This window comes from Leifsonia sp. NPDC014704 (genome assembly GCF_043083605.1).
In the GTDB taxonomy this organism is placed as follows: Bacteria; Actinomycetota; Actinomycetes; order Actinomycetales; family Microbacteriaceae; genus Leifsonia.
Map to the genome: position 1 here is coordinate 2,261,652 of NZ_JBIBYW010000001.1, position 23,988 is coordinate 2,285,639.

Below are 23,988 nucleotides of genomic sequence, written 5' to 3' on the forward strand. Positions count from 1 at the left end.
GCCTCGCCTTCCGCCCTGCATCGAGCGACGGACATCCTATGCCGAAGAGGGCGGCGGCCGCTTGTCGTCCTCCCTCAGCCGCGCCGCGGCTTGCGTTGCGGCCGATCGTCGTCGTGCCACGAGCCGGCCCGACTGCCGCCTCGCCCGCGATCGGGACGGAGCTGGATGAGCTTGCCGCCGATGCGCGTGCCCGAGAGCCGGGACAGCGTGTCGCCCGGCAGGTCGGCGGGCAGCTCGACGATGGAGAAGTCGGGCATGATCCGGATGTGTCCGAAGTCCTCGCGGCTCAGGCCGCCCTCGTTGGCGAGCGCACCGACGATCTGGCGCGGCTCCACCTTCTGACGCTTGCCCACCTCGAGGCGGTACGGCGCCATGGGGGTGTCGTTCCGCTCCCGTCGGGCCGGACGATCGGAACGGTCGCCGCGAGCGCCCCGGCCACCCGCGCGGTCGGCGCCGCCGGTGCGGTCGCCGCGAGACTCGCGCTCCACCGGCTGCGACAGCTCGTCGCGTTCGCTGAGCAGCAGCGGCTCGTCGCCCTGCGCGACGACGGCGAGCGCCGCCGCCACATCCGCCTCCGGGACGTCATGGTGCTCGACGTAGTGGGCGATGATGTCGCGGAAGCGCGAGATCCGCTCCTCCTGGGCGAGCGCCTGGGTGATGGCGTCGTCGAAACGGGCGAGGCGGGTGACGTTCACATCGTCGACGCTGGGCAGCTGCATCTGCGTGAGCGGCTGGCGCGTGGCCTTCTCGATCGCGGTCAGGAGGCGGCGTTCGCGGGGCGTCACGAAGCTGATCGCCGCGCCGCTCCGACCGGCGCGCCCCGTGCGGCCGATGCGGTGCACGTACGACTCGGTGTCGACCGGGATGTCGAAGTTGACGACATGGCTGATGCGCTCGACGTCGAGGCCGCGAGCCGCGACGTCGGTGGCGACCAGGATGTCCAGCTTGCCGGATTTGAGCTGGTCGACCGTGCGCTCCCGCTGGGCCTGCGCGACGTCGCCGTTGATGGCCGCGGCCGAGTAGCCGCGGGCGCGCAGCCGCTCCGCGAGAGTCTCGGTCTCGTTCTTGGTGCGGACGAAGATGATCATCCCCTCGAAGTTCTCCACCTCGAGGATGCGCGTGAGCGCGTCGACCTTCTGCGAGTACGAGACGACGAGGTAGCGCTGCGTGGTGTTCGCCGACGTCGTCGTCTTCGACTTGACGGTGATCTCTTCGGGGTCGTGCAGGTACTTCTTGGAGATGCGCCGGATCTGCGCGGGCATCGTCGCCGAGAAGAGGGCGACCTGCTTGTCGTCCGGCGTGTCGGCGAGGATGGTCTCCACGTCCTCCGCGAAGCCCATCTTCAGCATCTCGTCGGCCTCGTCGAGCACCAGGTACTTCAGCTGGGAGAGGTCGAGGGTCCCCTTCTCCAGGTGGTCCATGATGCGTCCGGGCGTTCCGACGACGATGTGGACACCGCGGCGCAGCGCTGACAGCTGCACCCCGTATCCCTGCCCGCCGTAGACCGGCAGCAGGTGCACGCCCTTCATGTGCGTCGCGTAGCTCTCGAACGCCTCCGCCACCTGCAGCGCGAGCTCACGTGTGGGGGCGAGCACGAGCGCCTGCGGGCTCTTCTGCGCCAGGTCCAGGCGCGACAGGATCGGCAGCGCGAAGGCGGCCGTCTTGCCGGTTCCCGTCTGAGCGAGGCCGACGACATCGCGGCCCTCCAGCAGCAGCGGGATGGTCGCGGCCTGGATGGCGGACGGCGTCTCGTAGCCGACATCCTTCAGGGCCTTCAGGACGGGCCCGTCCAGGCCTAGCGACGAGAAGGTCGGAGCGTCGTCGACGGATTCGGGGCCGCTGTTCGCGGAATCTGGCGTGGTCACTGTCCCACGGTAGCCCCCGCGGGCGGATTCTCGGCGTGGGCGAAGCACGCCGGCTGTCCCGCATCGAAGTAGGCGACGAGCTCGGGGTCCAGCGGAGGCACCGGCAGCAGGCCGCCGTCGCCGCGGATCGAGGCCGTCGCCTGCAGTCCGGCGGCGACCGCCTGGCGCGCGGCGACCGGTGACGTCAGGGTCGGACCGCCGTCGCGCGCGAAAGCGACGAACTCGGAGATCATCAGAGCGTCCGCACCGCCGTGCCCGCCCGCCGCGTCGGGGACGATGAACGTCTCGTCGCCGGGCGCCGCGGTGCCGTGCCGCCGGTTCCAGAGCCGCACCTCGGAGCCCGGGGTATCACCCAGGTTCTCCAGCCGGCCCTCTGTTCCGATCACGGTGTAATTGCGCCAGTAATTCGGCGTGAAATGGCATTGCTCATAGGAGCCGAGCACCCCGTTGTCGAGCACCAGGTTGACCTGCGAGATGTCCTCGACATCGACGACCGGGTTGAGGCCGGTCGCGGCGGTCGGGGGCCAGCTGTCGAGGCTGAACCACTCCTCCACGCGCTCCGCGCTGCGATCGCGCCGATCGTCGATCGCGCCGTACACGGCGAGCGCGCCGATCCCGCTCACGCGCGTCGAGTATCCGCCCGCCAGCCAGTGGATGACGTCCAGATCATGCGCGCCCTTCTGGAGCAGCAGCCCGACCGAGCGCGAGCGGTCGGCGTGCCAGTCCTTGAAGTAGTAGTCGCCGCCGTTGCCGACGAAGTGCCGGCACCAGACCGCCTTCACCTCCCCGATCCGGCCGCTGGTGATGAGCTCGCGCATGAGCGTGATCACCGGCATGTGCCGCATGTTGTGTCCGACGTAGAGGCGGGAGCCGGTGCGGCGGGCGGCCTCGAGGATGCGGTCGCAGTCGTCGAGCGAGACGGCGAGCGGCTTCTCGCAGAATACGGCGACGCCCGCTTCGAGTGCCGGGATAGCGACGGCCGCGTGCAGGTGGTCGGGGGTCAGCACCATCACGGCGTCGACACCGGCGTCCAGGAGCTCGTCCAGGCTCGCGGTCACGACGGCGTCCGGGAACGCCGCGGACGCCTCCTCCCGTGCCCGGTCGGCGGGATCGCACACCGCGGCCACGCGCGATCCGGCGCCGGGACGGTGGGCCTCACGGGCGAGCGTCCCGCGATTGCCGAAGCCGACGACGCCGATTCTCAGGTCTGCCATGGGTCCATCTTCTCCAGGACGCTCCGTGCGGGGGTGCAGTGGAGGCACGGCGGAAGTGAGGGGCGCCGTGCCTCCACGTCTAGACGACGAGCGAGGCCGCGTCTGTCACGGCCTCGCCTGTCACGATCGGGGTCAGGTCGACATCGCGTCCGTCGATGCGGAACGCGTACCGTCCGGTCTGCTCGATGACGGAGGTCTCCTGCATGTACCGGGTCAGCTGCTCCCGCTCGGTCTCGTTCAGCCAGGCGATGGGGTCGGAGGTCGATCGGAACTCCAGGATGGCGGCCGTGTCGCGCAGCGCCTGCCGCTCGGTGTCGTCGAGCAGGCTCCGGATGCTGCGGAAGTACACGGCGTCGGGGTCGACCTCGTAGAGCCGCTTCATCCACGTGCGGTTGATGGACGACACGATCGAATTGCGGGCGCCCACTCCGGAGGGATCGCCGACCCGCTCCGCGTTGTCCCAGAACGCGCCGACGTCCGGCCCGACCCGCGCGCCGTCGAAGACGCCGACGCTCGGGATCATGGGCACGCCGCATCCCAGCAGGTATACCGAGTCGCCGACCACCGAGCGGATGTGCTGCACCGCCTCCCGGTAGACGGCCTCCCGGTGAAGCGGGAGGCTGCGCTGTCCCGCCACCGCGCCGGCGTACATGAAGTCGAGTTTGAGGTAGCGGTATCCCCAGCCGACGACCCTCTCGAAGACCTCGCGCAGGTGGTCCTTGACCTCGTCCTGCGTCGTGTCGAGCGAGTAGTAGTGCGAGCCCCAGTTGTAGCCGGTGACCAACGGATGCCCGTCGTCCCCCTGCACGAGCAGGTCGGGACGGCTGCGGGCGAGCTCCGATCCGGGCAGCGCGATCAGTGGCGCCAGCCAGAGTCCTGGAGTGAATCCGGCGTCGGCGATCGTGCGGGCGTTCGCCGCCATCCCGGACGGGAACTTCGGGCCGGCGGTCCAGTCGCCGACGATCGGCTCCCAGCCGTCGTCGAGCTGGAAGACGTCGAACGGGTACCCGGCGAGGTCGGTGACCGTCCGGGCGACGAGCTCCTCGTCGATCCCCTCGAAGTACGAGTACCAGCTGCTCCACACCGTTCCGGCGCGCCCGGTCCGCCGGCCGAGGCGCTGCGACACCAGATCGGCGTAGTCGGCGAACACCTGCCGCTCCGGGCCGTAGGCGACGAACCAGTCGGCGGTGTCATCCTCGGCGCGCCCCCAGAGCACGTTGCGGTCGGCTCCGACACGCGGGGATCCGAGGCCGAGCGCCCCGAGCAGCAGGACGTCTCCGTCCGTGCCCGCGACCGCTCCGACCGCAGCACCCGAGTGGCTGTGCGGCGTCTCGTTCGCTGCGTCGTCCGCGGTCAGCAGCCTGTTCGGGCTGTCCTTGATCCCGATGGTCTCGCCGTCGGTTCGCGCCCATCCGGACGGACTCCAGGAGTTCCAGCCGTGCCGGTAGAACTCGGTGTCGCCGAAAGGATGCAGGAGCGCGACGGGACCGGCCGGCACGACGAAGCCGCCCGGCACCGCCTCCGGTTGCCCCGAAACGTTGGCCGGGATGCGGAGGCCGGCGAAGTCGAAGGTGTACAGCATGCTCTGCTTTCTGGGGGAAGGGCCATGGGGCCGGTCGGAGGGAGCGGGGCGGCCCGGTGGCCGCCCCGCCCGTGCGCTACTTGAACAGCGCGTTGACCTGGTCGTTCGCCTTGCCCAGCGCGGACTTCGCGTCCTGCTGGCCGAGGGCGACGCTCTGGATCGCGTCCTGAACGATCTGGCTGATCTCGGTGCCGTGGTAGCTGATCGGGATGATGAACGTGCCGTCCTTCGCCTGCTGCTCGTCGAGGAAGACCTTGGCGTTCAGGCCGTCCTTCTCGCGAACCTCCGCCGACTTCTCCGAGGCCTCCGTGATGGCCGGGAAGACGACTCCGGTGGCCGCAACGGCGTTCTGGCAGTCCGCCGAGGCGAGGTACTTGACCCACTTCCAGGCCTCGTCCTTGTGCTTGCTCCCCGCGTAGATGGCGTCGGAGAGTCCGTTGATCGCGGACTTCCGGCCCTCGGGCCCGATCGGGAGCGGCGCGAAACCGAACTGGGCGGTCTTGCCCTTGTACGACGAGAGGTTGAACGAGCCGAGGGTGGTCAGAGCGCCGCCGTTGTTGGCGAGCACCTCGGACCGGGCCAGCGTCGACTGCACGTCGAGCTTCGGGGCGTACCCCCTGTCGGAGAGGTCGGCGAGCCACTGGACGGTCTCGGTGAGCTTGGAGTCGTCGTAGTGGAACTTCGTGCCGAAGGGGTTCTTGTTCGCGTAGGTCCAGCCGTTGGAGTAGGCGAAGTTGCCCCAGCCGTTCTGGCCCTGCGAGCCGTCGGCCCACTCCGGCAGGAAGCCGTAGACCTTGACGTTGTTCTTGTCGAACGCGGGGTCGAGTCCGTTGTGGCCGTTCTTGTCCACGGTCAGCTTGGCGATGGTCTGCTCGAACGTGCCGCCGTCCTGCGGGTTCCAGGTGAGGTCGGCCAGGGATGCCTCATCGATGCCCGCGGCCTTCAGGTCGGCCTTGTTGTAGACGAGGCCCATCGTGTCCCAGTCCTTCGGGAGCCCGTACCGGGCGTCCCCGACCTTCCAGAGGTCGGCGAGGCCGTCGACGTACTGGCTGAGGTCGACCTTGTCCTTCTCGACCATCGGCTGGATGTCGACGATCTGCTTGTCCTGGACGAACTGCGGATAGTACGAGGCCTGGTCCACCCACACGTCCGGGGCGCTGCCCGCCGCGATCTGGGTCGAGAGATTCGTCCAGTACTGGCCCCAGGCCGACTGGCTGATCTTGATGGTGATGTTGGGGTTCTCCTTGGTGAACTGCTCGGCGCACTGCTGGTAGGCCGGCACCTGCGTGTCGTCCCACATCCAGTACTGCAGGGTCACCTTGTCGTTCGAGCCGGACCCGCTGGACGAACACGCGGTGACTCCGGCGAGCAGTGCGGCGGCGACGGCTATGGCGGCGACGCGACGGACCTTGGTCATTGGTTTCTCTCTCTGTGTGGATGGTGCATCGGGATGGGGGTTCAGAAGGTGGGGCTGGTCATTTGATGCCGGTGAAGTTGAGCGACTCGACGATCCGCCGGCCGAGGAAGATGAGCAGGATGAGCACGGGGATGACGGACAGCGTCGAGCCGGCCATCAGTCCGGTCCAGTCGGGCTGGGTGTTCGGCGACTGCTGCAGGTACACGCCGAGGGCGACGGTCATGGTGCGGACGCTCTCGTCGCGCCCGATCAGGAGCGGCCAGAGGTAGTCCTTCCACGCCCAGACGACGGTGATGAGGCCGATCGTGATGAGCGGACCGCGGCTCATCGGGAGGGCGATGCGCCAGAACACACGAGCCTTGCCCGCGCCGTCGAGCATCGCCGCCTCCTCCACATCGACGGGGATGTTGAGGAAGAACTGACGCAGGAAGAAGAGCGCGAACGGGGTCATCAGCAGGCTCGGCGCGACCATCCCGAAGATGTTGTTGAGAAGGCCCAGGTCGCGGACGAGCACGAAGTTCGGCAGCAGGGTGAAGATGCCGGGGACCATGAGGGCGGCGATGAGCACGGCGAACAGCGCGTTGCGGCCGGGGAAGCGGAGCCGCGCGAACGCGTACCCTCCCATCGCGCAGAACAGCGTCTGGAAGAACCCGATGAGGGAGCAGTAGATGATCGAGTTCCACAGGTAGAGGAGGAAGTTGATCGAGGCTCCGGATCCTCCGGCGGCCTGGTCCTGCGCCGGGGTGAGGAAGCCGAGCACGCGGGCGAAGTTGATCAGGGTGGGGCTGCCGGGGAAGAACGAGCCGGAATCCCGGATGACGTCCGCGGCAGGGGTGAGCGCCGTCTTCAGCATCCAGTAGAAGGGGAACAGGGTCAGGACGAGCGAGATGATCAGGACCGCCCAGCCGAGGGCGCGGCCGATCGAGAAGCGGCGGCGGATGGTGTCGCGCGCAGGGCGGGAGGGCTGCTCCGCGCCGGGAGCGAGGACGGGTGTCACGGGTCGTGTCATGGTCATGATGTGGTCCTAGGCGAGCTGGGATTCGGAGGCGCGGAGGAGGCGCAGCTGGACGGCCGTGAGAACGCCGAGGATGACCACCAGGACGATCGCCATGGTCGCGGCGTAGCCCATGTGGAAGAAGTTGAACGCCTGTTGGTAGATGTAGTAGTAGATGACCCGTGTCGCGTTGACCGGGCCTCCCTTCGTGGTGATCGCCACCGTGTCGAAGATCTGGAACGAGCCGATCAGCGAGACGACGAGGACCAGGGCCATCACCGGGCGGAGCAGCGGGAGCGTGATGCGGGTGAACAGGCGCCACTCCCCCGCGCCGTCGAGCGACGCGCTCTCGTAGAGATCGGCCGGGATCTGCAGCATCCCCGCGTAGAACAGCAGCGCCGTGTAGCCGGTGAAGGCCCACGTGTTGACGATCGAGATCGTCGGGATGCCGAGCGCCGGGTTGGTGAAGAAGCCGACCGCGGGGAAGCCCATCGACGTGATCAGGTGGTTCACGAAGCCGAGGTTGGTGTCGAGCAGCCACAGCCAGACCAGGCCGACGGTGACGTTGGGAACCAGCCACGGCAGCAGCAGGGTGGTCCTCAGCATCACGGAACGGGTGAGACGGTGCATGAGCGCCGCGAGGAGCAGCGCGAGGACGGTCTGCGTCGTCACGTTGACGATCACGTAGTAGAGCGTCACGCCCATCGAGTTCCAGAACTCCTTGTCCTGGAGCACGGCGGTGTAGTTCTCGAGGCCGACGAACGTCGGGTCGCCCAGCAGGCTGTAGTCGGTGAACGACCACCACACCCCGCGCACCGTCGGGTAGAGGTAGAAGACCGCGAAGCCGATCAGGACCGGCGCGATGAAGAGCCAGGCGACGCGGCGGTCGTCCCGCCGGCGGCGTACCGTCGGCGTGCCGCCCGTCCGGTGCGCGGCTCTCGGGAGCAGGGCTGTCATGGCATCCTCTCGGCGCCGCGGGCGTGCTGCCGTCGTTGGCGCGATTCGGTGGATCGGCCTGCGAGCGATTCGCTGGCCGCTGGTTCGTCCATCCGCGGTAAAGTCGGGTGGACGGGTTAATTATGCAAGTTGCCGTTATAAAGCGCAAGAGTGAGGATCACATGGCTCGAGAGGCCCTTATCCGCGGTGTCGAACCCGCCGTCGGCAGCCGCTCCCTGCTGCGGCGGATGAATTCGTGGGGCATCCTGCGCGCGGTGCTCGAGCGCCCCCAGACGATGCGCGACCTCGCCGCGGATTCCGGGCTGTCCCGCACCGCCATCGACGCGATCATCAGCGACCTGACCGAGGCCGGCTGGGTCGTCGCTTCGGACAGCTCCCCCGCCGGCCGTCTGGGGCGCCCGGCGGCCACGTATCGCCCGGCACCCGGACTCGGGCACTTCCTCGCGCTCGACATCGGCGCCAACCACATCTACGCCGTCGTCACCGACCTGACCGGGCACGTGCGCGGCCACCGCACCGCGGCGACGGCGGAGTCGGACGCCGCCGAGAAGCGGATCGCGACGGCACTCCAGGTCGGAGACGACCTGCTCGACGGGCTCAGCCTCACGCGGGCCGACCTGTGGGCGGTCACCATCGGCTCCCCCGGTGCCATCAGCACGACAGGCCAGGTGCTCCACTTCGGCGGCACCGGCATGCCGGGCTGGATCGGGCTCGACCTGCGTGAGCGGTTCCGGCGCGAATACGACGCGGCCGTGCTGGTCGAGGGGGATGTCGCCCTCGGCGCCCAGGCGGAGCTCGCGATCGGAGCCGCCCGTGGTCACACGGACGTCGTCTACATCCTCTGCGGCGCCCGCACGAGTGGCGCCTCCATCGTGAACGGGCGGGTCCACCGCGGCGTCCACGGCGCGGCCGGCATCGTCGGCGAGATGCCGGAACTGCGCTGGGCGGAGCTGAACGAGCAGTACGGAGCCGCGGTGCTGAGCAGCCCGCGACCCAGCCGGGAGCAGATCTTCGACCTGGCGCGCTCCGGCGACCCCGCGGCGGTCGAGGCCGTCCGGGAGTTCGCCGACGACCTCGCCACCGGCGCGGCCGCGATGACGCTGGCGATCGATCCCGAACTCCTGATCGTCGGCGGCGGAAGCTCGCCGAGCGCCGACGTCTTCCTGCCACGGCTCGAGGAATCGCTGCGGTCGATCGTGCCGCTTGCGCCGACCGTCGTCGCATCCACGCTCGGCTCCGAAGCGGTCGCGATGGGCGGCATCAGCCTGGCGGCCGACCACCTCGCGGCCGTTCTGGACGGAGCGGTGCGCGAGCGCGAGTCGTTCCCGAACCCGTCGGAGACGCAGGCACTGCTCCGCGGCTGAACGACGACGGCCCCGGGGATGCGAGCGCACTCCCCGAGGCCGCCGCGGCTGTCAGCCGGTGGTGATCCGATCGATGTCGGGTGCCCATCCCGTCGGGTTGGCGATGGTGATCGTGTGCCCGGAGCCGGATGGGATGGCCACGTTCACCGTCACCGTGCCGACGGTGTTCCAGTCCGCGGTCGCCGGGAAGCTGACCGACGTGGCCGTGCCGTTGTCGACCTTGACCGTCGCGGTCCGGGCGACCGCCGAGGCGTACGCGACGCGGAAGCTCGCCACGCCGCCCGTCACTCCGTTGACCGCGAGCGTCGCCCCGTTGCCGACGTAGCCGACCTTCGCGCCGCCGGAGCATCCCGCGCAGGAGGCCACGACCGCGGTGCCGGTGAGGGTGTTCGACGTGGACTCCGCCTCGTAACTGGCGGCGGTCGACCCGCCGGTCGAGATCGTGGTCGTGCCGAGCGTGAGCCAGCCGGACTTCACGGAGTCCTGCGTCGCGTTGGCGAACCGGATCGGCGCGCCGCCCGACAGCGGGTTGGTCACCTGGGCGACCATCCGGTACGTGCCGTTCGCGACGCCGCTCGTCGGGAAGGTCCCCGTGAACTGGGCGGACGCCCCGCTCGCGATGTCGGAGACGTGCCACGACGTGGTCGACGTCTTCACGATCGCGCCCGACGCGTCCACCAGGGCGAGGGTGATCGGCCAGCTGTAGTAGAACGGCGCGATCCCGATGTTCGAGATCGTGATCCCGACGGACGCGCTGCTCCCCGTCGCGATCGTCGGCGGCACCAGCGCCTCGGTAGCCCGCAGCGAGTAACCCATCGACTGCGCGCCGGCGAGGGCACGCGGCTTGTCCGACGACGAGTAGCCGGTCTGGAAGGCGTACTGGTTCAGCAGCCAGCTCACGTGGGTCTGACTGACGCTGCCGGGGAAGTCGTTGTCCCCGCCGTCCTCGATGACCGGGCAGCCGGACGTGCTGAAGATGCACGACTGGAGCTCAGGTCGCAGCTCTCCACCGATGGACTGCGTCTTCCACTTGTTCGTCGCACCCGCGGCGGCCATGTTGTCCATGAAGTGCCACCCCAGTGAGCTGGTCTTGGTCTCCAGCGCGAAGGAGTCGTCGTGGTAGCCGATCGGCAGGGAGGCGTTCTGCGTGTTCGGCTGCCGCACTTCGAGCTTCGTGGTGTGGAAGGCGTTGACGAAGTCGCTGAGGATCTCGCCCTGCGTCGCGCTCGAGGCGAACCAGTCCGACTGGCCGTTCGTCCCGTTGTACGGATAGGTGTGCCACTCGCCCCAGAAGCCGAGGAGTCCCGCCTGGACGAAACCGACGCGTGCGTCGCCGTCGTACCGGGCGCCGAGCGCGGCGATGAACTGGTCCATGGCGGTGCGCAGGTTGGGGTCGTCGTAGTTCGGCGAGACGCTGACGCCGTTGTTGCCGTAGTCGTTGTAGGAGTGCGTCACCAGGCCGCCGTTGAGCAGGTACTGCGGGATGCCGCTCGGCTTTGTCGGATAGTCGAGGTAGAAGCGGAACGCCGTCTGGTGCCCGCGCGATGCGATGTCGTTGAGCACGCTGTCGACCGACGACCAGTTGAAGGTGTTGGGCCCGCTCATCACGGCGTTCACCGGGAAGTAGGCCCATTCCATCGTGTACGGGAAGGCCGAGTACGACCCCTGGTACGGGATGAAGCCCTTGAGCGGGTTCGATTGCGGCTCGGAGCCCGCGGCGAGCGCGGTCCAGCCGGGTGTTCCTGCGGTGGAGGGCGGTGTCGGCGCCGCTCCGATCGCCGGCGCGATCACGGCCGCTGCGGCGAGCGCAAGCGACGTGATGACCGCGGGGATGATCCTCTTCATAGTGTTCCTCTCTGAACGTACGACGAGTGGTTCAATAATTCTGCAACTTGCAGTAATAATGCGCAATGGTGAGAACCGGCGGAGTCCCGGTTCATCCTGTGGATGCAATCCAAAGATCAGCGCTTCGGCCGCTAGAGGCGTGCGGCGGCGCTTTCTAGCGTGAACGAGCACCGGGAGGGAGGCCGCGGACAGCCGGTCATCCTGTTCGACACGCCCTCGATCGCCGGACGCCCGGCTCGATTGCGGCGACACTGTCCACGTGCAGCATCTGCGAATCATCGCTCCCGCCGACCTTGTCGACCGGGTGCTGACCACTCTTCAGGACAGCGTTGCGACGACGAACATCGTCCGCATACCGAAGGCCGCCACCCGGCCTCCCGGCGACCTGGTGCTCTGCGATGTCGCCCGCGAAGGGTTGAGCACCCTCCTCGACCAGCTCCAGCAGCTCGGCGTGCAGCATGAGGGCTCGATCTCCGTCGACGACATCGGCGTCGAGATCTCGGATGCGGCCAAGCGCGCAAGCCGCGCCGCCCCCGGGCATGCGGCCGACGCGGTGGTGTGGCAGGAGATCGAGCAGCGCACGCATGAGGAGACCGGCCTCTCCCCCACGTTCCTGACCTTCATGTCCGTCGCCACCATGATCGGGGCGATCGGCGTGGTGTTCGACGAACCCATCCTCATCGTCGGCGCCATGGTCGTCGGCCCGGACTTCGGACCGCTCGCCGCGCTCTCCGTGGGCCTCGTGCGATGGCGGGGTCGGATGATCGCGCAATCCGTCCTCGCGCTCGCCGTCGGATTCGCCGTCGCCATCGGGATCACCGTCCTCTTCACCGCGCTCCTCACGGCGCTCCACCTGATGTCACCCGCCGACCTGCTGCACTCCCGTCCACTGACGGACTTCATCTGGAGACCGAACGCGCTCAGCTGGGTGGTCGGATTCCTCGCCGGCGTCGCCGGCCTCCTGTCCCTGTCGACCGCGAAGTCGGGCGCACTCGTCGGCGTGCTGATCTCGGTGACGACGATCCCGGCCGCCGCGAACGCCGCCGTCGCCCTCACCTACGGGGCCGCCGAACAGTCCGTCGGCGCGCTCATCCAACTGGTCGTCAACCTCGCCGCGATCACGCTCGGCGGGGTCGCGACCCTGACCGTGCAGCGGGTGAACCAGCGACGGCGGGCGGCGCGCGCGTTGCGGGGACGGCAGCGCGGCACGGCCTGACCTCTCTCCCACACCCACGCGTGTCCGGCCGCACCTGGCACCGGTGGGGTGTACCGACAGGGAACCCCTGACCAGCTCGTGGCGACGTAGCCTCGTCCCATGCACCGTCGAACCGCCGGGGTGGCCGCCACGATCTTCATCCTGACCGTGGCGACGGGCTGCACAGCGAGCCGGGCCTCGAATTCCCCGACACCCCTCCCGACGGCCGGCTCGCCCGGGCCGACGCCTGGTGGACGGAGCGCGCGCGGTGATGCGCTAGCGTTCTGCTCATTGCACGTCGCCTCGGGGGGAGCGCTCTTTCATGTCATCGTCACGTCCTGGTCCCACAGCCATGCGCACGGAGCGCCGGGCCGAATCGCTGGTCATGGGAGGGGCGCTCGGGTTCGCGTCCGGTGTCCTCGGGCTCCTCCCGTGGCTAATGAAGGGCGGCCGTCTCCCGCTGCAGAACCTGTGGCAGACCGAGACTCGGCCCGACGCAATGCCCTACGCCCTGCTGCCGGTGAGCCAGTACTCCGCCACGACGCTCCTCGTGCTGCTCCTGGTGGGCGGCGTGGTCGCGGGCGGCGCGACGCGGCTGCTGCGACGGACCGGACGGGTGGAGGCGTGGAGCGTCTCCGTCGGGCTGCTGCTCCTCCAGGTCGCCGCGCTGCTTCAGGCGTTCGTCGTAGTCGCCCAGGGATTGGGCATCGGCCGGCCAGGCGTCGACAGCCGCTCCCTCCTGTACTTCACCGGGATGCTCGGCGGCACGATCATCTCGGTGCTGCTCGCACAGGGACTGTTCTGGCTGATCTCCCGGCGCAGCGTCGGTCCCGCGGCACTGGGCCTGGTGTTGGCGGCGGTCCCGGTCACCTCCTGGATCGTGGGCGTCATCACGGCAGTGGTCGACCCGTATGCGGCGGCGCTCGTCATCGGATCGGTGTTCCACTGGCTCCCCGCGGTCATCGTCGGAGCCGTCCTCGGCTGGTGCGGCGTCGTCCCGCTGCGACGCCTCGGCGTGTGGGTGGCGGGGCTGGCAGCGCTCTGGGTGACGCCAGCCCTCTTCACAGCCGTCTCCAACGCGCTCGGCATGCGGGTGCTCGACGGCGACCTCCGGGAGATGGCCCAGATCGCCGTCAAGATCTTCCCCGCCGCCCTCGGCATCGGTGTCGGTCCGGTCATCCTGGCGGCCCTTCTCGGCGCGGCCATCGTCGTCGTCCGCTGGGCTGTCGCCCGAGGCGGACGTCGAAGCGAGACGCTCGCCGACCCCGACGCGTGACACGACACACGGATACGACGGAGAGACGGTGACCGACCGGAGCGGAACGAGGGACGCCGCAGCGGAGAAGCACGAAGCAAGCGTCCAACGCTTCATCCGCTCGGCCGGTGCGCCTTTCCGCGCGGCGCTCACCTCGCGGCGGGGACGCTGGTGGCTGCTGGCGACTGTCACGACAGCCGGATGGCTCGCCCTGGCCTTCTGGATGGCGTCCGGCGACACCGACGACGAGGCACTCTGGGCGATGCTGCTGATCTGCGGCCTCGTCGGCGTGGGCCAGCTGGTGGCACTCCTCCCGCTCGGGACGGACGCCCCGCGCCCGAGATCCGGCAGGGGCCGCAGAGCCGGCACGGTCGCCAGACCCCGCAAGCGGACCTCGGGCACCTGGCTCCTCCGCTGGTGGCAGATGCTCGCTCTGGCCGCGGCTCACATCCTGGTCGTCACCGTCCTCGCCTTCACGCTGGTGCAGCCGGCGGAGTACGACGACGACCGACTCGGCACCGCCGTACTGGTGCTGTTCATCGGGACGCTCGGCTGGTTCCTCGTTCCGCTGGTGTTGTTCGTCGTGCTCATCGTGATCCTGCTGGTCGTCGGGCTGATCGTGGCCGGAGTGTCTCTCATCGCCTCCGCTCGCCAGGCCCCGGGGGACTCGTCGCTCACCCGCGCCAGGACGGTCTCGCGTGGAACAGCGATGATCGGCGGAGGCGTGGCGCTGGCCTGCCTGATCGCCGCCATCCCGTTCGTCTCGAGTGGACACGCGGTCGGCAGTTACAAGGGCGCGGCGGTCGCCGCCGCGATCGTCCTGCTGCTGCAGGCGGTCGGGATCGTCCCCTCCCCCGACGCGTGGTGGTACGCCATCCTCCGCTACGGATACCTGGTGGGCCTGGTGGCGGTGCTGCAGTACGCGTCCTTCCCCGTGTTCAGTCTTTCGCGCGCACGTCGAGAGGGACAGGATCCGACGAGTGGCGGGCCGCCCGCGCATCTCTCTCGAGACCGGTGGGGCGGGTGAGGATGCCGTAGAGCTCGGGCCTCCTGCCGAGCAGCCAGCGTCGGCCCGTCGCCAGCGGCAGCAACGACAGGTCCAGATCTGCCGTGACCGTCGCCTCATCCGCCACATCCGTCTCGGCGACGATCCGTCCATACGGGTCCAGAATCATCGCGTTGCCCGTGCGGATCTCGTCATCGTCCCGGCCGATGCCGTTCGAGAAGAGCACGAACAGCCCGTTGTCGTGCGCTCGGGACGGCAGCCAGCGCATCAGCCACTCGCGGCCGGATGGGCCGCTGACGGCTTGCTGAAGCGCCTGCGGGTCGCGATGCCGATTCGTCCACAGCTCGGTGGGGATGGGCTTCATCCCGTACGGGCTCCTCGAGTTGGTCCCGCCCGTCTGGTGAGGCGCGATGAGCACCGTCGCGCCATGCAGGGCGACGGCGCGGACGTTCTCGACCAGGTTGTTGTCCCAGCAGATCAGGATCCCCATCCGGATGTTCCACGGAGTGTCGAACACGGTGAAGGAGTCGCCACTGGAGATGGCCGCGTGTTCGAACGCGTGCAGCTTGCGGTGGATATGGACGCCACCGTCGGGCAGGCAGACGGCATACGAATTGAAGAGGCGCGAACCGCTGCTCTCCAGGAAGCCTGCCCCGACTCCGATGCCCAGCTCGCGGGAGATGCGCGCCAGGGCGGAGACCAGGGGGCCGTCCGCCGGTTCGGCGTGCTCCCAGAGCTCGGCCTCGCTCCGCTTGGTCAGATGCCAGTAACCCAGCAGACACATCTCGGGGAAGACGACGAGCCGGCTGCCGTTCTCCGCGGCTGACCGGGCGAGGGATCGGACCGTGGCGAGATTACTCTCCTTCCCCAGCGGGACGGCCTCGAATTGAACGACGGAAGCTCGAAAGCCGGATTCGGTGGTCACGGTGAGTCCTTTCCTCTGCGTCCAGCCCAGTGCACGGCGGCCATAAAGTCCAATGAAGTTTCGGCAATTCATATAACTTCTAGGAATGGAACTGCGTCTCTATCGCGCTCTCGTCGCTGTCGCCGACGTGTCGTCGTTCAGCCGCGCCGCCGAGACCTTGTCGATCACGCAACCCGCTCTCACCAAGCAGATACAGCAGCTCGAGACCTTCATCGGCGCGCCCGTGTTCGTCCGCGGACGCTCCGGCGCCGAGCTCACCGCTCTCGGAGAGCTCCTGCTCCCTTCAGCGCGCGAGCTCGTCGAACGGGCCGATCAGCTGGAAGCGCAGGGCCGCCGGATCGCGGCGGGCGACGTCGGTCAGCTGCGGATCGGATTCGGGCTCTCTACGCTGACGATCGCTCCACGCGCCGTGGCCCGTTTCCGGCGAGACCACCCGGATGTCCGGGTCGTGCTCGACGACATGTCCTCGGCGGTGCAGGTCGAACGCATCGAGCGATGCCTGCTCGACGTCGGCTTCATGAGGCTGCCCGCGCCGGCGCCGCTGGACTCCGTCTCGCTCGAGACCGACACTCTCGCCGTCGCCTCACCCGCGGGATGGGATCCACCCGAAGACGCCGCGGGTCTGGTCCCGTGGCTCGATGCGCATCCGGTGATCGCACTGGCCGAGGACCGCGGTCCTGGTCTGTCCGCGCAGGTCCGCCGGTACTTCGCGGAGTCGGGATCGAGCGCCGCTCCGGCTCAGTACGCGCGGGACATCCAGACCGTTCTCGCCCTGGTCGCCGCTGGAGCCGGGGTCGGTGTCGTCCCATACAGTGCGCGCCGTATCGCTCCCCAGGGGATCACGCTCCGGCCGATCCGAGCCGCTGCATCCCGCTGGCACGTCGGAGTGGTCTGGCATCCAGGACGGGTGACCCCGGTCATCCGGAAGTTCCTGGAAGGGGTCACCACGAACGCGCTTGACGATTCGCCTCGACGATCGACCGGCTGACCAAACCCGCGCGCACGTGTCTCCACCGAATCCGCGCAAGTCAACCTCTCCCTGATCCGCGAGGCGGGTGATTGCCTGGGGCTCAGGATCAGCGGGGGCGCGAGCTCCTGCTCGACGAGAACGGAATCAGTATGTCGGCACGGAACACAGTGGTTCGAGCAATGCACGATCTGGGCCTGGCCGCCTGGTTCGGCGGCACCCTGATGGGAGCCGTCGGCCTCAACGGCGGCACCGCGAAGGCGAAGGACCCATCGGAGCGACTCCGGCTGTCGTCGGCGGGATGGGCCAAGTGGGCGCCGGTCCAGCTCGGCGCGATCATCGTGCACGGGATCGGGGGCGCCGGCCTGATCGTCGGCAACAAGGGGCGGCTCGCCGCCCAGCCCGAGGCGCGCGGCAACACGGTCGTCAAGCTCGTGATCACCGGGCTGGCCGGAGCTGCCAGCTTGTATTCGGCCATGCTGGGCAAGACGATCGGCGAGAACGCCGACGAGGGCGCCGAAGGCGTGACCGAGCCGGACCCGACGGCGTCGGAGAAGCTCGCCGCCGCTCAGAAGAAGCAGCGCATCCTGCAGTGGGTGCTTCCGGCGCTCACCGGTGTTCTGATCGTGCTCGGCGCGCAGCAGGGTGAGCAGCAGCGACCGGTGGCGGGCTTCCTCGACAAGTTCACCCGTCGCTCCTGACACGCGCACGCGCTGCAGCGGTGACGGCCGCGCGCTAGGCCGACGGGCGCTCGCGAGGCGACGTCAGTCGGCGAGTTGCTCGAGCCGGAATCCCACCTTCATCGTCACCTGGAAGTGCGCGACGCGTCCGTCCTCCACTTCGCCGCGGGTATCGGTCACTTCGAACCAGTCGATCTCGCGGATGGTCTTCGACGCTCGCTCGATCCCGTTGCGTATGGCCGCATCCGTCCCATCCGGCGATGTGCCCACGATCTCGATCACCCGGTATGTGCGGTTAGTCACGGCCACGCTCCCAACACTCGATCCGTCTGCGGATGGGATCAGTCTGCCGCGAGCCGGGCAGCGCCGCTAGATGCTCGGGCGACCGGCGCGACGGCGACGGAAGCCGAGCAGCGTCCCGCCGGCGAGCAGAACCGCCAGCGCCCCGAGCAGGGGCGGAAGAAGGTCGGAACCGGTCGCGGCGAGCGGGGCAGGTGTTCCGTCGCCGGACGAGCCGACGGGGGCGGCGACCGGTGCGGCGACGGAGACGACCCGCACGCTGATGTCGGCGGTTGCGCACGTGGTGGGGTCGGCGGCGAGGCAGAGCCGGTATTCGAACGTGTACTGTCCTGCGGCCATGCCTGCGGCAAGCCGGACATCGCCGCCCGGCTCGATGGTGACACCGGCGGGAGCATTCACTGCGGATGCGAGGACATCGGCGGCGGTGCTCGGCTGTCCGTCGGCGGTTCCCGACCCGATCACGGTGCCGACAGTCCCTCCGGCGGGCGTGCCGCCGAGCTGCAACGGGGAGGCGGCGAGCGCCGGGGCCGAGACCGTCACGTGGATCTGACCGGTGGCGCACAGCGTCTCGTCGGGCGATGGCGCACAGACCTGATACACGAACTGGTCGTCGCCGGCGAACCCGGCATCCGGGGTGTACCGAAGCACGCCTCCGCCGACGAGGGTGACCTCGCCGTGGGCTGGCGAGGTGGTCGCGGTGAATGCTGAGCCGGCCGCAGTTCCGGACGAGAGGTCGACGTCGACCGGGTCGCGGTACGTCGTCGCGAGATTCCTGTCCGCCGCAGCTGGACCGATCACGAGTGCGAGCGTCGCGGGCGCCGAGCGCGCTCCGGTGGTGTCAGCGACTGAGTACTGGACCGACGCCGAGGCTCCGGCCAGGCCCCCGGTCGGGGTGAAGGTGACCGAGCCGTCCGCGGCGACCGCCGCTTCGCCCTCAGGCAGGGTGACGGAGGTCGTCGCCGCGCCGGTCGCAGGATCGATCAGTCGCAGAGTGGATGCGTCGACCGGCGCATCGCCGGGGAGATCGTCGGCGGCGGGCTGAGCCGTCGCGGGCTGGCCCGCTGCCGTGCGGAGCCGGTCGTCGGTGGCGGTCGGCCCGACGGACAGTGCCGCGCTGAACTCCGAGGTGCTGCCTGAAGCATCCGTCGCCGTCGCGGTCACAACGGCCTGCGCGGGGATCGTCGTGGGGAAGGTGACGTCGAAGGAGGCGACGCCGGCCGCGTCCGTGGTGACGTGCGAGGAGCCGAGCGGCGCGGCGCCCTCGCCGTGACCGGTGGCGTCGCGCGTGGCGCTCAGGTAGAAGTCGAGCGTGTAGGTGGCGTTCGCGGCGCCTGTGTAGGTGCCGGTCACCTGCGTGGAACCGCGCTGCACACGGTCGAGCACCGGGTAGTCGACCAGGGTGTTCGGCCCCGTCCGTACGACTGCGGCGGGTGCGTTGGCCGTCACGCCGTCGGCGGCGAGGTCGATGCCCAGGCCCCCGTTGCCGTCGATCGCATTGCCGCGAACGGTCACGCGGGAGCTGGTGTCGGAGGTGCCCGCGCCGATCGCGATGCCGTCGCCGCCGTTGCCGGTGATGGCGTTGCCGTCGGTCGTCGACGCGCGACCGATGGTCACGTCGGCCGCACTGACGGTGGAGACGCCGTGCCGGCCGTTTCCGGTGATCGTGTTGCCGGTGATGGCGACCGGTCCGGCGAATGCGCTGCTGCCCGTGCCGCCGGTCAGGGCGATGCCGTCGGTGGCGTTGTCGCGTATCTCGTTCGCCTGGATCAGGAGCCCGCTGTTCGCCCGCTGGATCGTGATGCCGGAGCCGGTGCTGTTGGCCACGACGTTGCCGGTGATCTGTGCACCGGACGTGGAACCGATCCCGATGGCCGTCGCGTTCGGCCCGGCGACTCCCCCGGCGGCATTCACGCCGAATCGGTTGTCGGAGATGACCAGGCCGCTGGTCAGGCCGCCGCCACCCAGAACGAAGTTGTTGGTGCAGTTGATCCCGTTGACGGTGCTGCCTCCGAATGTGTTGCGACGGATGATGACATCGGACGGGCCAGCCTGGGCCGAAAGGTTGTTGCGGCAGGACACGCCGGTGCCGTCAGGGTCGATCGCGCCGCCGGGGGTGATGCCGAAGAGGTTGTCTTCCACGGTCAGTCCGTCCGGGAAGCGGAAGCTGCCGTTGAAGGCGGTGCGAGCGCCCGCGACGCCCGTCGGTGTTCCGGTGATCGAGAGGCCCCGCACGGCGACGGGCTGCGGTGTTTTCAGGACCAGAATGGGGGACCCCTTGATCTGGATCCGCGGTGAGGGCGTCACGCCGGGTCCGCAGACCGCGCCAGGCTGTGAGCACCCGTCGAGCGAGACCGAAGCGGTGGGGGCGCCGAGCGCGGGGAGGGCGGTCAGCGGAGCGATGAGGTGCGGCCCGGGTCCCGGGATGGCGAAGGTGATCGTATGCGTCCCCGCCGTGCTGTTCGCGTCGGTCATGGCCTGTCGCAGCGACCCGGCCCCGCTGTCGGCTGTCGTGGTCACGGTGAAGGTGGCCGCCTGGCTCGGCGCGGCAGGCACGAGGGCCATCCCGAGGGCGAGGGCGGCTGCGGCGAGAAGCCCGGCCGAGTTGCGTGCGATCCGGCTCGGTCGGGGCACGCCGGGCGAAGCTGCGCTGTTCTGGCTCACGGAACTCCATCCGGTGTGTTCGAGACTGGTCGCGACCACTGGTCCCGCGAGGGCTCGACGAGGAGTCGACCCAGGTCGGCTGTCGGTGTCGAATCTACCGGTGGACCAGCCCCCGGACGCGGATCTTCACCCCGGGATCACCCTGGGATCACCCTGGCCGTCACGAGCCCGCGACGCCCTCCAGGCGGACACATACCCGCCCGGGCATGTGCGAGGCGGGACGGCACCTCGCGGTGCGTAAACGCAACGTTGCAATGTCCTCGCGGCCCCCTCTCCGGCGGTGTCCCCGCCCCTACGCTCGGTCCTCGTCCGCCCCGACCGGCGTGGACACGAACCCTGAGAAGAGGAATCCCATGTCCACCGCGCCCGACCGCCCGCAGCCGAATCTGCAGCCCGCCGCTCACCGACCCGACGAGTGGGCGGCCTCCGATCAGAGACTGTGGGCCACGCTCGTCCACCTCGGCGGCATCCTGCTCGGCTGGCTGGCGCCCCTCCTCGGCCTCCTGCTGCTCGCGGACCGCGGTGCCTTCGTCCGCCGCCACGTCGTCACGGCGCTGAATTTCCAGCTGACCCTGTTCCTGGCCGCGCTCGTCGGCTGGATGCTGAGCATCGTGGCCATCGGCCTGGTGCTGCTGCTCGCCGTGTTCGTCGTGAACGTCGTCTTCAGCATCATCGCCGCGCTGAAGGCCAACCAGGGGGCCGAGTACGTCTATCCGCTCGCAATCCGGTTCGTGCGATGAAGGCGCGCCGGAACCGCTTCGTCCTGAGCGACCTGCTGCCCGCCGCCATCCGCGCACGCGGTGGCGAGTGCACGCGGGAGTCGGAGCGCGCCTTCGCCGATCTCCAGGCCGTTCAGACGGCGCGCGAGGTCGGCCCGCTGCCGGCGACGGCGCACGTCGCCAATCAGCGGTCGAGGGAGGCGGCCAGCCGCATCATCCCGTCGAAGTCGAGCGAACGGCCCGCTGTATAGGCCTCGGCGTAGGCGTCGGTGGTCAGCCCGGCGGCCGTGAGGTCGCGGTGCCGTTGCGCGTCTTCGCCCTCGGCCGCCACCGGGTTGTAGCCGTAGCGCAGTCCGATCTCGTCCACTCCGCCGAAGAGCATGGCGCCCTCCCGATGCCGCTCGACGCGGGCTGCCGCGCCCCCGAGGAGGTTGAGCAGCGCAAGCGCACCGGTGGGGTCGCCGCCGCGCAGAGCCGTGCGCGCGCCGTTGTGGAGGATGCGGATGGCGTCCCGCGGTCGCCGCACATCGATCAGCACCTTGCCCGTGACGTACTCGCTGGAGGTCTGCGCCCAGGCGTGACCGGTGCTCGCCGCGAGGGCGCGCGCCCGGCCGAGGCTCTCGAGCGCTTCCGCCGGGCGACCGAGCGCACGCAGCATCTGACCACGCGACATGAGCACCTCGCTGCGAACCCAGTCGGGTGCGGCCACCGAGAGCTGCGCGGCCTGGTCGGCGAGCTGCTGCGCCGTCCCGGGATCGCGCAGCAGCGAGTGGCCGTAGGCGGCGTAGGCGAGCAGCGACGAGAGCGTGGCGTGGTCGCCGGCGGCCTGCGCGCGGTCGATACCCGCACTCACGAATCCGAACGCCGCCTCGGCGTCCCCCGACTGGTAGGCGAGGTTCACCAGCCCGCCGAACGCCGCCGCCTCCACGGCCGGTGCCGCATCGCCGGGAAGCGCCAGGGCCGCCTCGATCGCGGCGCGGCCCTGCACGAGCAGCCCGCGCTTGAACCAGTGCCACGCCTGCGCCGCCGAGATGCGCAGCGCCGTCTCGCGGTCACCGGCCGCCACGGCCGTCTCGTGAGCCAGCTGCAGGTCGGGCGCCGCCGAGTCGAACGCGTCGTGCGCCGCCGGCGCGTCGTGCGTGCGGACGCGGGGTGCCAGATCTTCGGCCAGCCGGGCGAAGTAGTCCCGGTGGCGCCGGTACCAGCCCGCGAGCTCGTCCGTGTCGCGCAACGGTCGCGCGAACTCGCGAGCCGATTCCAGCAGGCGGTAGCGACGCGCGCCGAGGTCCGTCTGCTCGACGGCGACCAGCGACTTGCGCGCGAGCGCCACCACCGCCGCACGGACGGAATGGCCGGGCTGCGCCGTGCACACCGTCTCGGCCGCCTCGATCGTGAACGAGCCGGCGAAGCCCGAGAGCTGCACGAACACGTCGTGCTCGGCCGGGCTCAGCAGGCCGGCGCTCCAGCGGAGGGTGCTCGCGAGGCTGCGATGACGGCCGCGAGCGGCGTCTGCGCCCGCGGCCTCTTCCTCCGCTTCGTCGTCCCGGAGAGTCGCATCCAGCTCGTCGATGGAGAGGACGTCCGCGCGCGCCGCCGCCAGCTCCAGTGCGAGCGGCAGGCCGTCCACGAGGCGGCAGAGCCGCTCGATCGCGGGCCCCTCGGACGCGGACGGCTCGGAGCCGCCCCGCACCTCCGTCACGCGCTGGCGGAACAGCGTCTCCGCCTCCTCACCGAGCCCGGTCACGCGCAGCACGAACTCGCCCGGCACGCCCAGCGGCTCCCGCGAGGTCACGACGATCCCGAGCCCTGCGGCCCGCCCGAGCAGGTCGAGCACGAGCACCCGGACGGCCGGGATGAGGTGCTCCGCGTTGTCGAGGATGACGAGGCCGGGCGCACGGGAGACCCGTGCGATCACAGCGTCGAGCGTCGCGTCGCCGGCGCCGACCGTTTCGGCGACCGCTCGCAGCACGCCTTCCTCCCGCGCGACTCCGGTCAGGTCGACGAGCCACTGCTCGGCGTCGATGGTCCGGGTCGCTCGGCGGGCGCTCTCGATCGCGAGCCGGGTCTTCCCCGCACCGCCCGGCCCCGCGATGGTGATCAGCCGCTGCTCGCCGCGGACGTGCTCCATCTCGGCCAGCTCCCGGTCGCGTCCGATGAACGGCGTGAGGGGAACGGGGATGCCGTGCCGCTCGACGGCGGCGGCCTCGGGCACCGCCACCGAGGTGGCGGCGCGCAGGATGGACTGCCTCAGTTCCGGGATGCGCTCCGGCATCGCGAGACCGGCAGCGGCGAACGCGGCGCCCTGCTCGTCGAGCACCTCCAGCGCCTCCGTCGTCCGTCCCGCGGCCGCGAGGGCACGAGCCAGCGCCCCGGCAAGCGCCTCGTCGAGCGGATGTGCGCGCGCACCCGAGGTGAGCGGCCCGATGGCGTCGCCGGGCGTGCCCAGTGCCACGGCGCTGTCGCCGAGGCGCTGGAGGGCGGCGCGCCGCGCATCGGTGGCCCGCTGCCGCTCCGGCTCGGCGAAAGGGAACTCGGCGAGGTCGGTCAGCGGCTCGTCCCAGGTCGTCAGCGCCGCGAGCAGCACGTCGTGCGCGATCCGGTCCTCGGCGGCGCGCGCCTTGGCGACGGCCTCGTGGAACCGCAGCAGATCGACCTCCGCACCCACGAGCGCGTAGCCCGTGCGGCCGCCGAGCAGGGCCGGGCCGAGCGGACCGGAGCGCAGGCGTGACAGGTAGACGCGCAGGGTCGTGGCGGCGTTCTCCGGCGCGTCCTGCCACAGGTCAGCCACCAGCTGGGCGGTGCTCAGCCGACGGCCTGCGGCGAGCGCGAGCCGCGCCACCAGGGCCTGCGCGATGCCTCCGCCGATCGGGACGGCCCCGCCGTCCACCTCGACGTGCATGGCTCCGAGCACCGCGATTCGGACGCCTCCCCCTGACATGGATGCCAGCATATAGGCCCCGCCGGACCCGTCCGTAAACGAATCGTTAGCGGCCCGCTGCGGCTGGCCCAGCGGGTTCTCCGCCTCCGTAGCGTCGTTGTCGT

At 70.0% G+C, this 23,988-nt stretch carries 19 protein-coding genes; 8 read left to right on the top strand and 11 right to left on the bottom strand.

Features of this window, described 5'->3' with window-relative positions; all coding sequences use genetic code 11:
• Positions 1-74: 74 nt before the first annotated feature.
• The 6 genes from ACF1AJ_RS10900 to ACF1AJ_RS10925 form a co-directional block, all read right to left on the bottom strand.
• Positions 75-1,865, bottom strand: coding sequence for a DEAD/DEAH box helicase (locus tag ACF1AJ_RS10900; protein ID WP_391507325.1), 1,791 nt, complete (start codon positions 1,863-1,865; stop codon positions 75-77).
• Positions 1,862-3,079 (bottom strand): Gfo/Idh/MocA family protein, encoded by a 1,218-nt coding sequence (locus ACF1AJ_RS10905; RefSeq protein ID WP_391507326.1) that lies wholly within the window; start codon positions 3,077-3,079, stop codon positions 1,862-1,864. Before ACF1AJ_RS10905 ends, ACF1AJ_RS10900 begins: the two co-directional genes overlap by 4 nt.
• 79 nt (positions 3,080-3,158) lie before the next feature.
• Complete coding sequence (locus tag ACF1AJ_RS10910; protein WP_391507327.1) at positions 3,159-4,661, bottom strand: glycoside hydrolase family 36 protein; 1,503 nt, start codon at positions 4,659-4,661, stop codon at positions 3,159-3,161.
• A 76-nt stretch (positions 4,662-4,737) separates the two neighbouring features.
• The gene (locus ACF1AJ_RS10915) at positions 4,738-6,078 is read right to left on the bottom strand and encodes an ABC transporter substrate-binding protein (protein ID WP_391507328.1); all 1,341 of its coding nucleotides are present in this window, start codon (positions 6,076-6,078) and stop codon (positions 4,738-4,740) included.
• 58 nt (positions 6,079-6,136) lie between these two features.
• Complete coding sequence (locus ACF1AJ_RS10920; protein WP_391507329.1) at positions 6,137-7,093, bottom strand: carbohydrate ABC transporter permease; 957 nt, start codon at positions 7,091-7,093, stop codon at positions 6,137-6,139.
• Between the two features lie 9 nt (positions 7,094-7,102).
• The gene (locus ACF1AJ_RS10925; RefSeq protein WP_391507330.1) at positions 7,103-8,029 is read right to left on the bottom strand and encodes a carbohydrate ABC transporter permease; all 927 of its coding nucleotides are present in this window, start codon (positions 8,027-8,029) and stop codon (positions 7,103-7,105) included.
• Positions 8,030-8,190: 161 nt separating this feature from the next.
• On the opposite strand from ACF1AJ_RS10925, the gene ACF1AJ_RS10930 reads away from it, so the two are divergent.
• Entirely contained in the window at positions 8,191-9,393 is a 1,203-nt protein-coding gene (locus tag ACF1AJ_RS10930; RefSeq protein WP_391507331.1) for an ROK family protein, read from the top strand.
• 51 nt (positions 9,394-9,444) lie between these two features.
• Here the strand turns inward: ACF1AJ_RS10930 and ACF1AJ_RS10935 are convergent, their stop codons facing one another.
• Positions 9,445-11,238 carry a DUF4832 domain-containing protein gene (locus tag ACF1AJ_RS10935; RefSeq protein ID WP_391507332.1) on the bottom strand — a complete coding sequence of 598 codons (1,794 nt, stop codon included), beginning with the start codon at positions 11,236-11,238 and terminating at the stop codon, positions 9,445-9,447.
• Positions 11,239-11,497: 259 nt separating this feature from the next.
• On the opposite strand from ACF1AJ_RS10935, the gene ACF1AJ_RS10940 reads away from it, so the two are divergent.
• The 3 genes from ACF1AJ_RS10940 to ACF1AJ_RS10950 all read left to right on the top strand — a co-directional run bounded on the left by ACF1AJ_RS10940 (position 11,498) and on the right by ACF1AJ_RS10950 (position 14,715).
• The gene (locus ACF1AJ_RS10940) at positions 11,498-12,454 is read left to right on the top strand and encodes a DUF389 domain-containing protein (RefSeq protein WP_391507333.1); all 957 of its coding nucleotides are present in this window, start codon (positions 11,498-11,500) and stop codon (positions 12,452-12,454) included.
• Between the two features lie 301 nt (positions 12,455-12,755).
• Positions 12,756-13,709, top strand: coding sequence for a hypothetical protein (locus ACF1AJ_RS10945; RefSeq protein WP_391507334.1), 954 nt, complete (start codon positions 12,756-12,758; stop codon positions 13,707-13,709).
• 28 nt (positions 13,710-13,737) lie between these two features.
• Positions 13,738-14,715 carry a hypothetical protein gene (locus tag ACF1AJ_RS10950; protein ID WP_391507335.1) on the top strand — a complete coding sequence of 326 codons (978 nt, stop codon included), beginning with the start codon at positions 13,738-13,740 and terminating at the stop codon, positions 14,713-14,715.
• On the opposite strand, the gene ACF1AJ_RS10955 is transcribed toward ACF1AJ_RS10950, so the two are convergent.
• Entirely contained in the window at positions 14,627-15,619 is a 993-nt protein-coding gene (locus ACF1AJ_RS10955) for a nitrilase family protein (RefSeq protein WP_391507336.1), read from the bottom strand. The genes ACF1AJ_RS10950 and ACF1AJ_RS10955 overlap by 89 nt on opposite strands.
• Positions 15,620-15,704: 85 nt before the next feature.
• Between ACF1AJ_RS10955 and ACF1AJ_RS10960 the strand changes: the two genes are divergently transcribed.
• Entirely contained in the window at positions 15,705-16,607 is a 903-nt protein-coding gene (locus ACF1AJ_RS10960; RefSeq protein ID WP_391507337.1) for a LysR substrate-binding domain-containing protein, read from the top strand.
• Positions 16,608-16,768: 161 nt separating this feature from the next.
• A complete protein-coding gene (locus ACF1AJ_RS10965) occupies positions 16,769-17,287 on the top strand; it encodes a hypothetical protein (RefSeq protein ID WP_309856087.1) in 519 nt (172 codons plus the stop codon).
• Positions 17,288-17,350: 63 nt separating this feature from the next.
• Here the strand turns inward: ACF1AJ_RS10965 and ACF1AJ_RS10970 are convergent, their stop codons facing one another.
• Positions 17,351-17,569, bottom strand: coding sequence for a dodecin (locus ACF1AJ_RS10970; protein ID WP_309856085.1), 219 nt, complete (start codon positions 17,567-17,569; stop codon positions 17,351-17,353).
• 66 nt (positions 17,570-17,635) lie between these two features.
• Positions 17,636-20,227, bottom strand: a complete 2,592-nt coding sequence (locus tag ACF1AJ_RS10975) for a right-handed parallel beta-helix repeat-containing protein (RefSeq protein ID WP_391507338.1) — start codon at positions 20,225-20,227, stop codon at positions 17,636-17,638.
• 353 nt (positions 20,228-20,580) lie between these two features.
• On the opposite strand from ACF1AJ_RS10975, the gene ACF1AJ_RS10980 reads away from it, so the two are divergent.
• Positions 20,581-20,967 (top strand): DUF4870 domain-containing protein, encoded by a 387-nt coding sequence (locus ACF1AJ_RS10980; protein ID WP_391507339.1) that lies wholly within the window; start codon positions 20,581-20,583, stop codon positions 20,965-20,967.
• Entirely contained in the window at positions 20,964-21,197 is a 234-nt protein-coding gene (locus tag ACF1AJ_RS10985) for a hypothetical protein (protein ID WP_391507340.1), read from the top strand. Before ACF1AJ_RS10980 ends, ACF1AJ_RS10985 begins: the two co-directional genes overlap by 4 nt.
• On the opposite strand, the gene ACF1AJ_RS10990 is transcribed toward ACF1AJ_RS10985, so the two are convergent.
• Positions 21,131-23,884, bottom strand: coding sequence for a BTAD domain-containing putative transcriptional regulator (locus tag ACF1AJ_RS10990; RefSeq protein WP_391507341.1), 2,754 nt, complete (start codon positions 23,882-23,884; stop codon positions 21,131-21,133). The genes ACF1AJ_RS10985 and ACF1AJ_RS10990 overlap by 67 nt on opposite strands.
• Positions 23,885-23,988: the final 104 nt, after the last annotated feature.

Coding starts and splice junctions, on each gene's coding strand:
- ACF1AJ_RS10945 (WP_391507334.1), top strand. CDS start 12,756: ATGTCATCGTCACGTCCTGGTCCCACAGCCATGCGCACGGAGCGCCGG.
- ACF1AJ_RS10930 (WP_391507331.1), top strand. CDS start 8,191: ATGGCTCGAGAGGCCCTTATCCGCGGTGTCGAACCCGCCGTCGGCAGC.
- ACF1AJ_RS10925 (WP_391507330.1), bottom strand. CDS start 8,029: ATGACAGCCCTGCTCCCGAGAGCCGCGCACCGGACGGGCGGCACGCCG.
- ACF1AJ_RS10905 (WP_391507326.1), bottom strand. CDS start 3,079: ATGGCAGACCTGAGAATCGGCGTCGTCGGCTTCGGCAATCGCGGGACG.
- ACF1AJ_RS10985 (WP_391507340.1), top strand. CDS start 20,964: ATGAAGGCGCGCCGGAACCGCTTCGTCCTGAGCGACCTGCTGCCCGCC.
- ACF1AJ_RS10960 (WP_391507337.1), top strand. CDS start 15,705: ATGGAACTGCGTCTCTATCGCGCTCTCGTCGCTGTCGCCGACGTGTCG.
- ACF1AJ_RS10910 (WP_391507327.1), bottom strand. CDS start 4,661: ATGCTGTACACCTTCGACTTCGCCGGCCTCCGCATCCCGGCCAACGTT.
- ACF1AJ_RS10915 (WP_391507328.1), bottom strand. CDS start 6,078: ATGACCAAGGTCCGTCGCGTCGCCGCCATAGCCGTCGCCGCCGCACTG.
- ACF1AJ_RS10965 (WP_309856087.1), top strand. CDS start 16,769: ATGCACGATCTGGGCCTGGCCGCCTGGTTCGGCGGCACCCTGATGGGA.
- ACF1AJ_RS10935 (WP_391507332.1), bottom strand. CDS start 11,238: ATGAAGAGGATCATCCCCGCGGTCATCACGTCGCTTGCGCTCGCCGCA.
- ACF1AJ_RS10920 (WP_391507329.1), bottom strand. CDS start 7,093: ATGACCATGACACGACCCGTGACACCCGTCCTCGCTCCCGGCGCGGAG.
- ACF1AJ_RS10990 (WP_391507341.1), bottom strand. CDS start 23,884: ATGTCAGGGGGAGGCGTCCGAATCGCGGTGCTCGGAGCCATGCACGTC.
- ACF1AJ_RS10980 (WP_391507339.1), top strand. CDS start 20,581: ATGTCCACCGCGCCCGACCGCCCGCAGCCGAATCTGCAGCCCGCCGCT.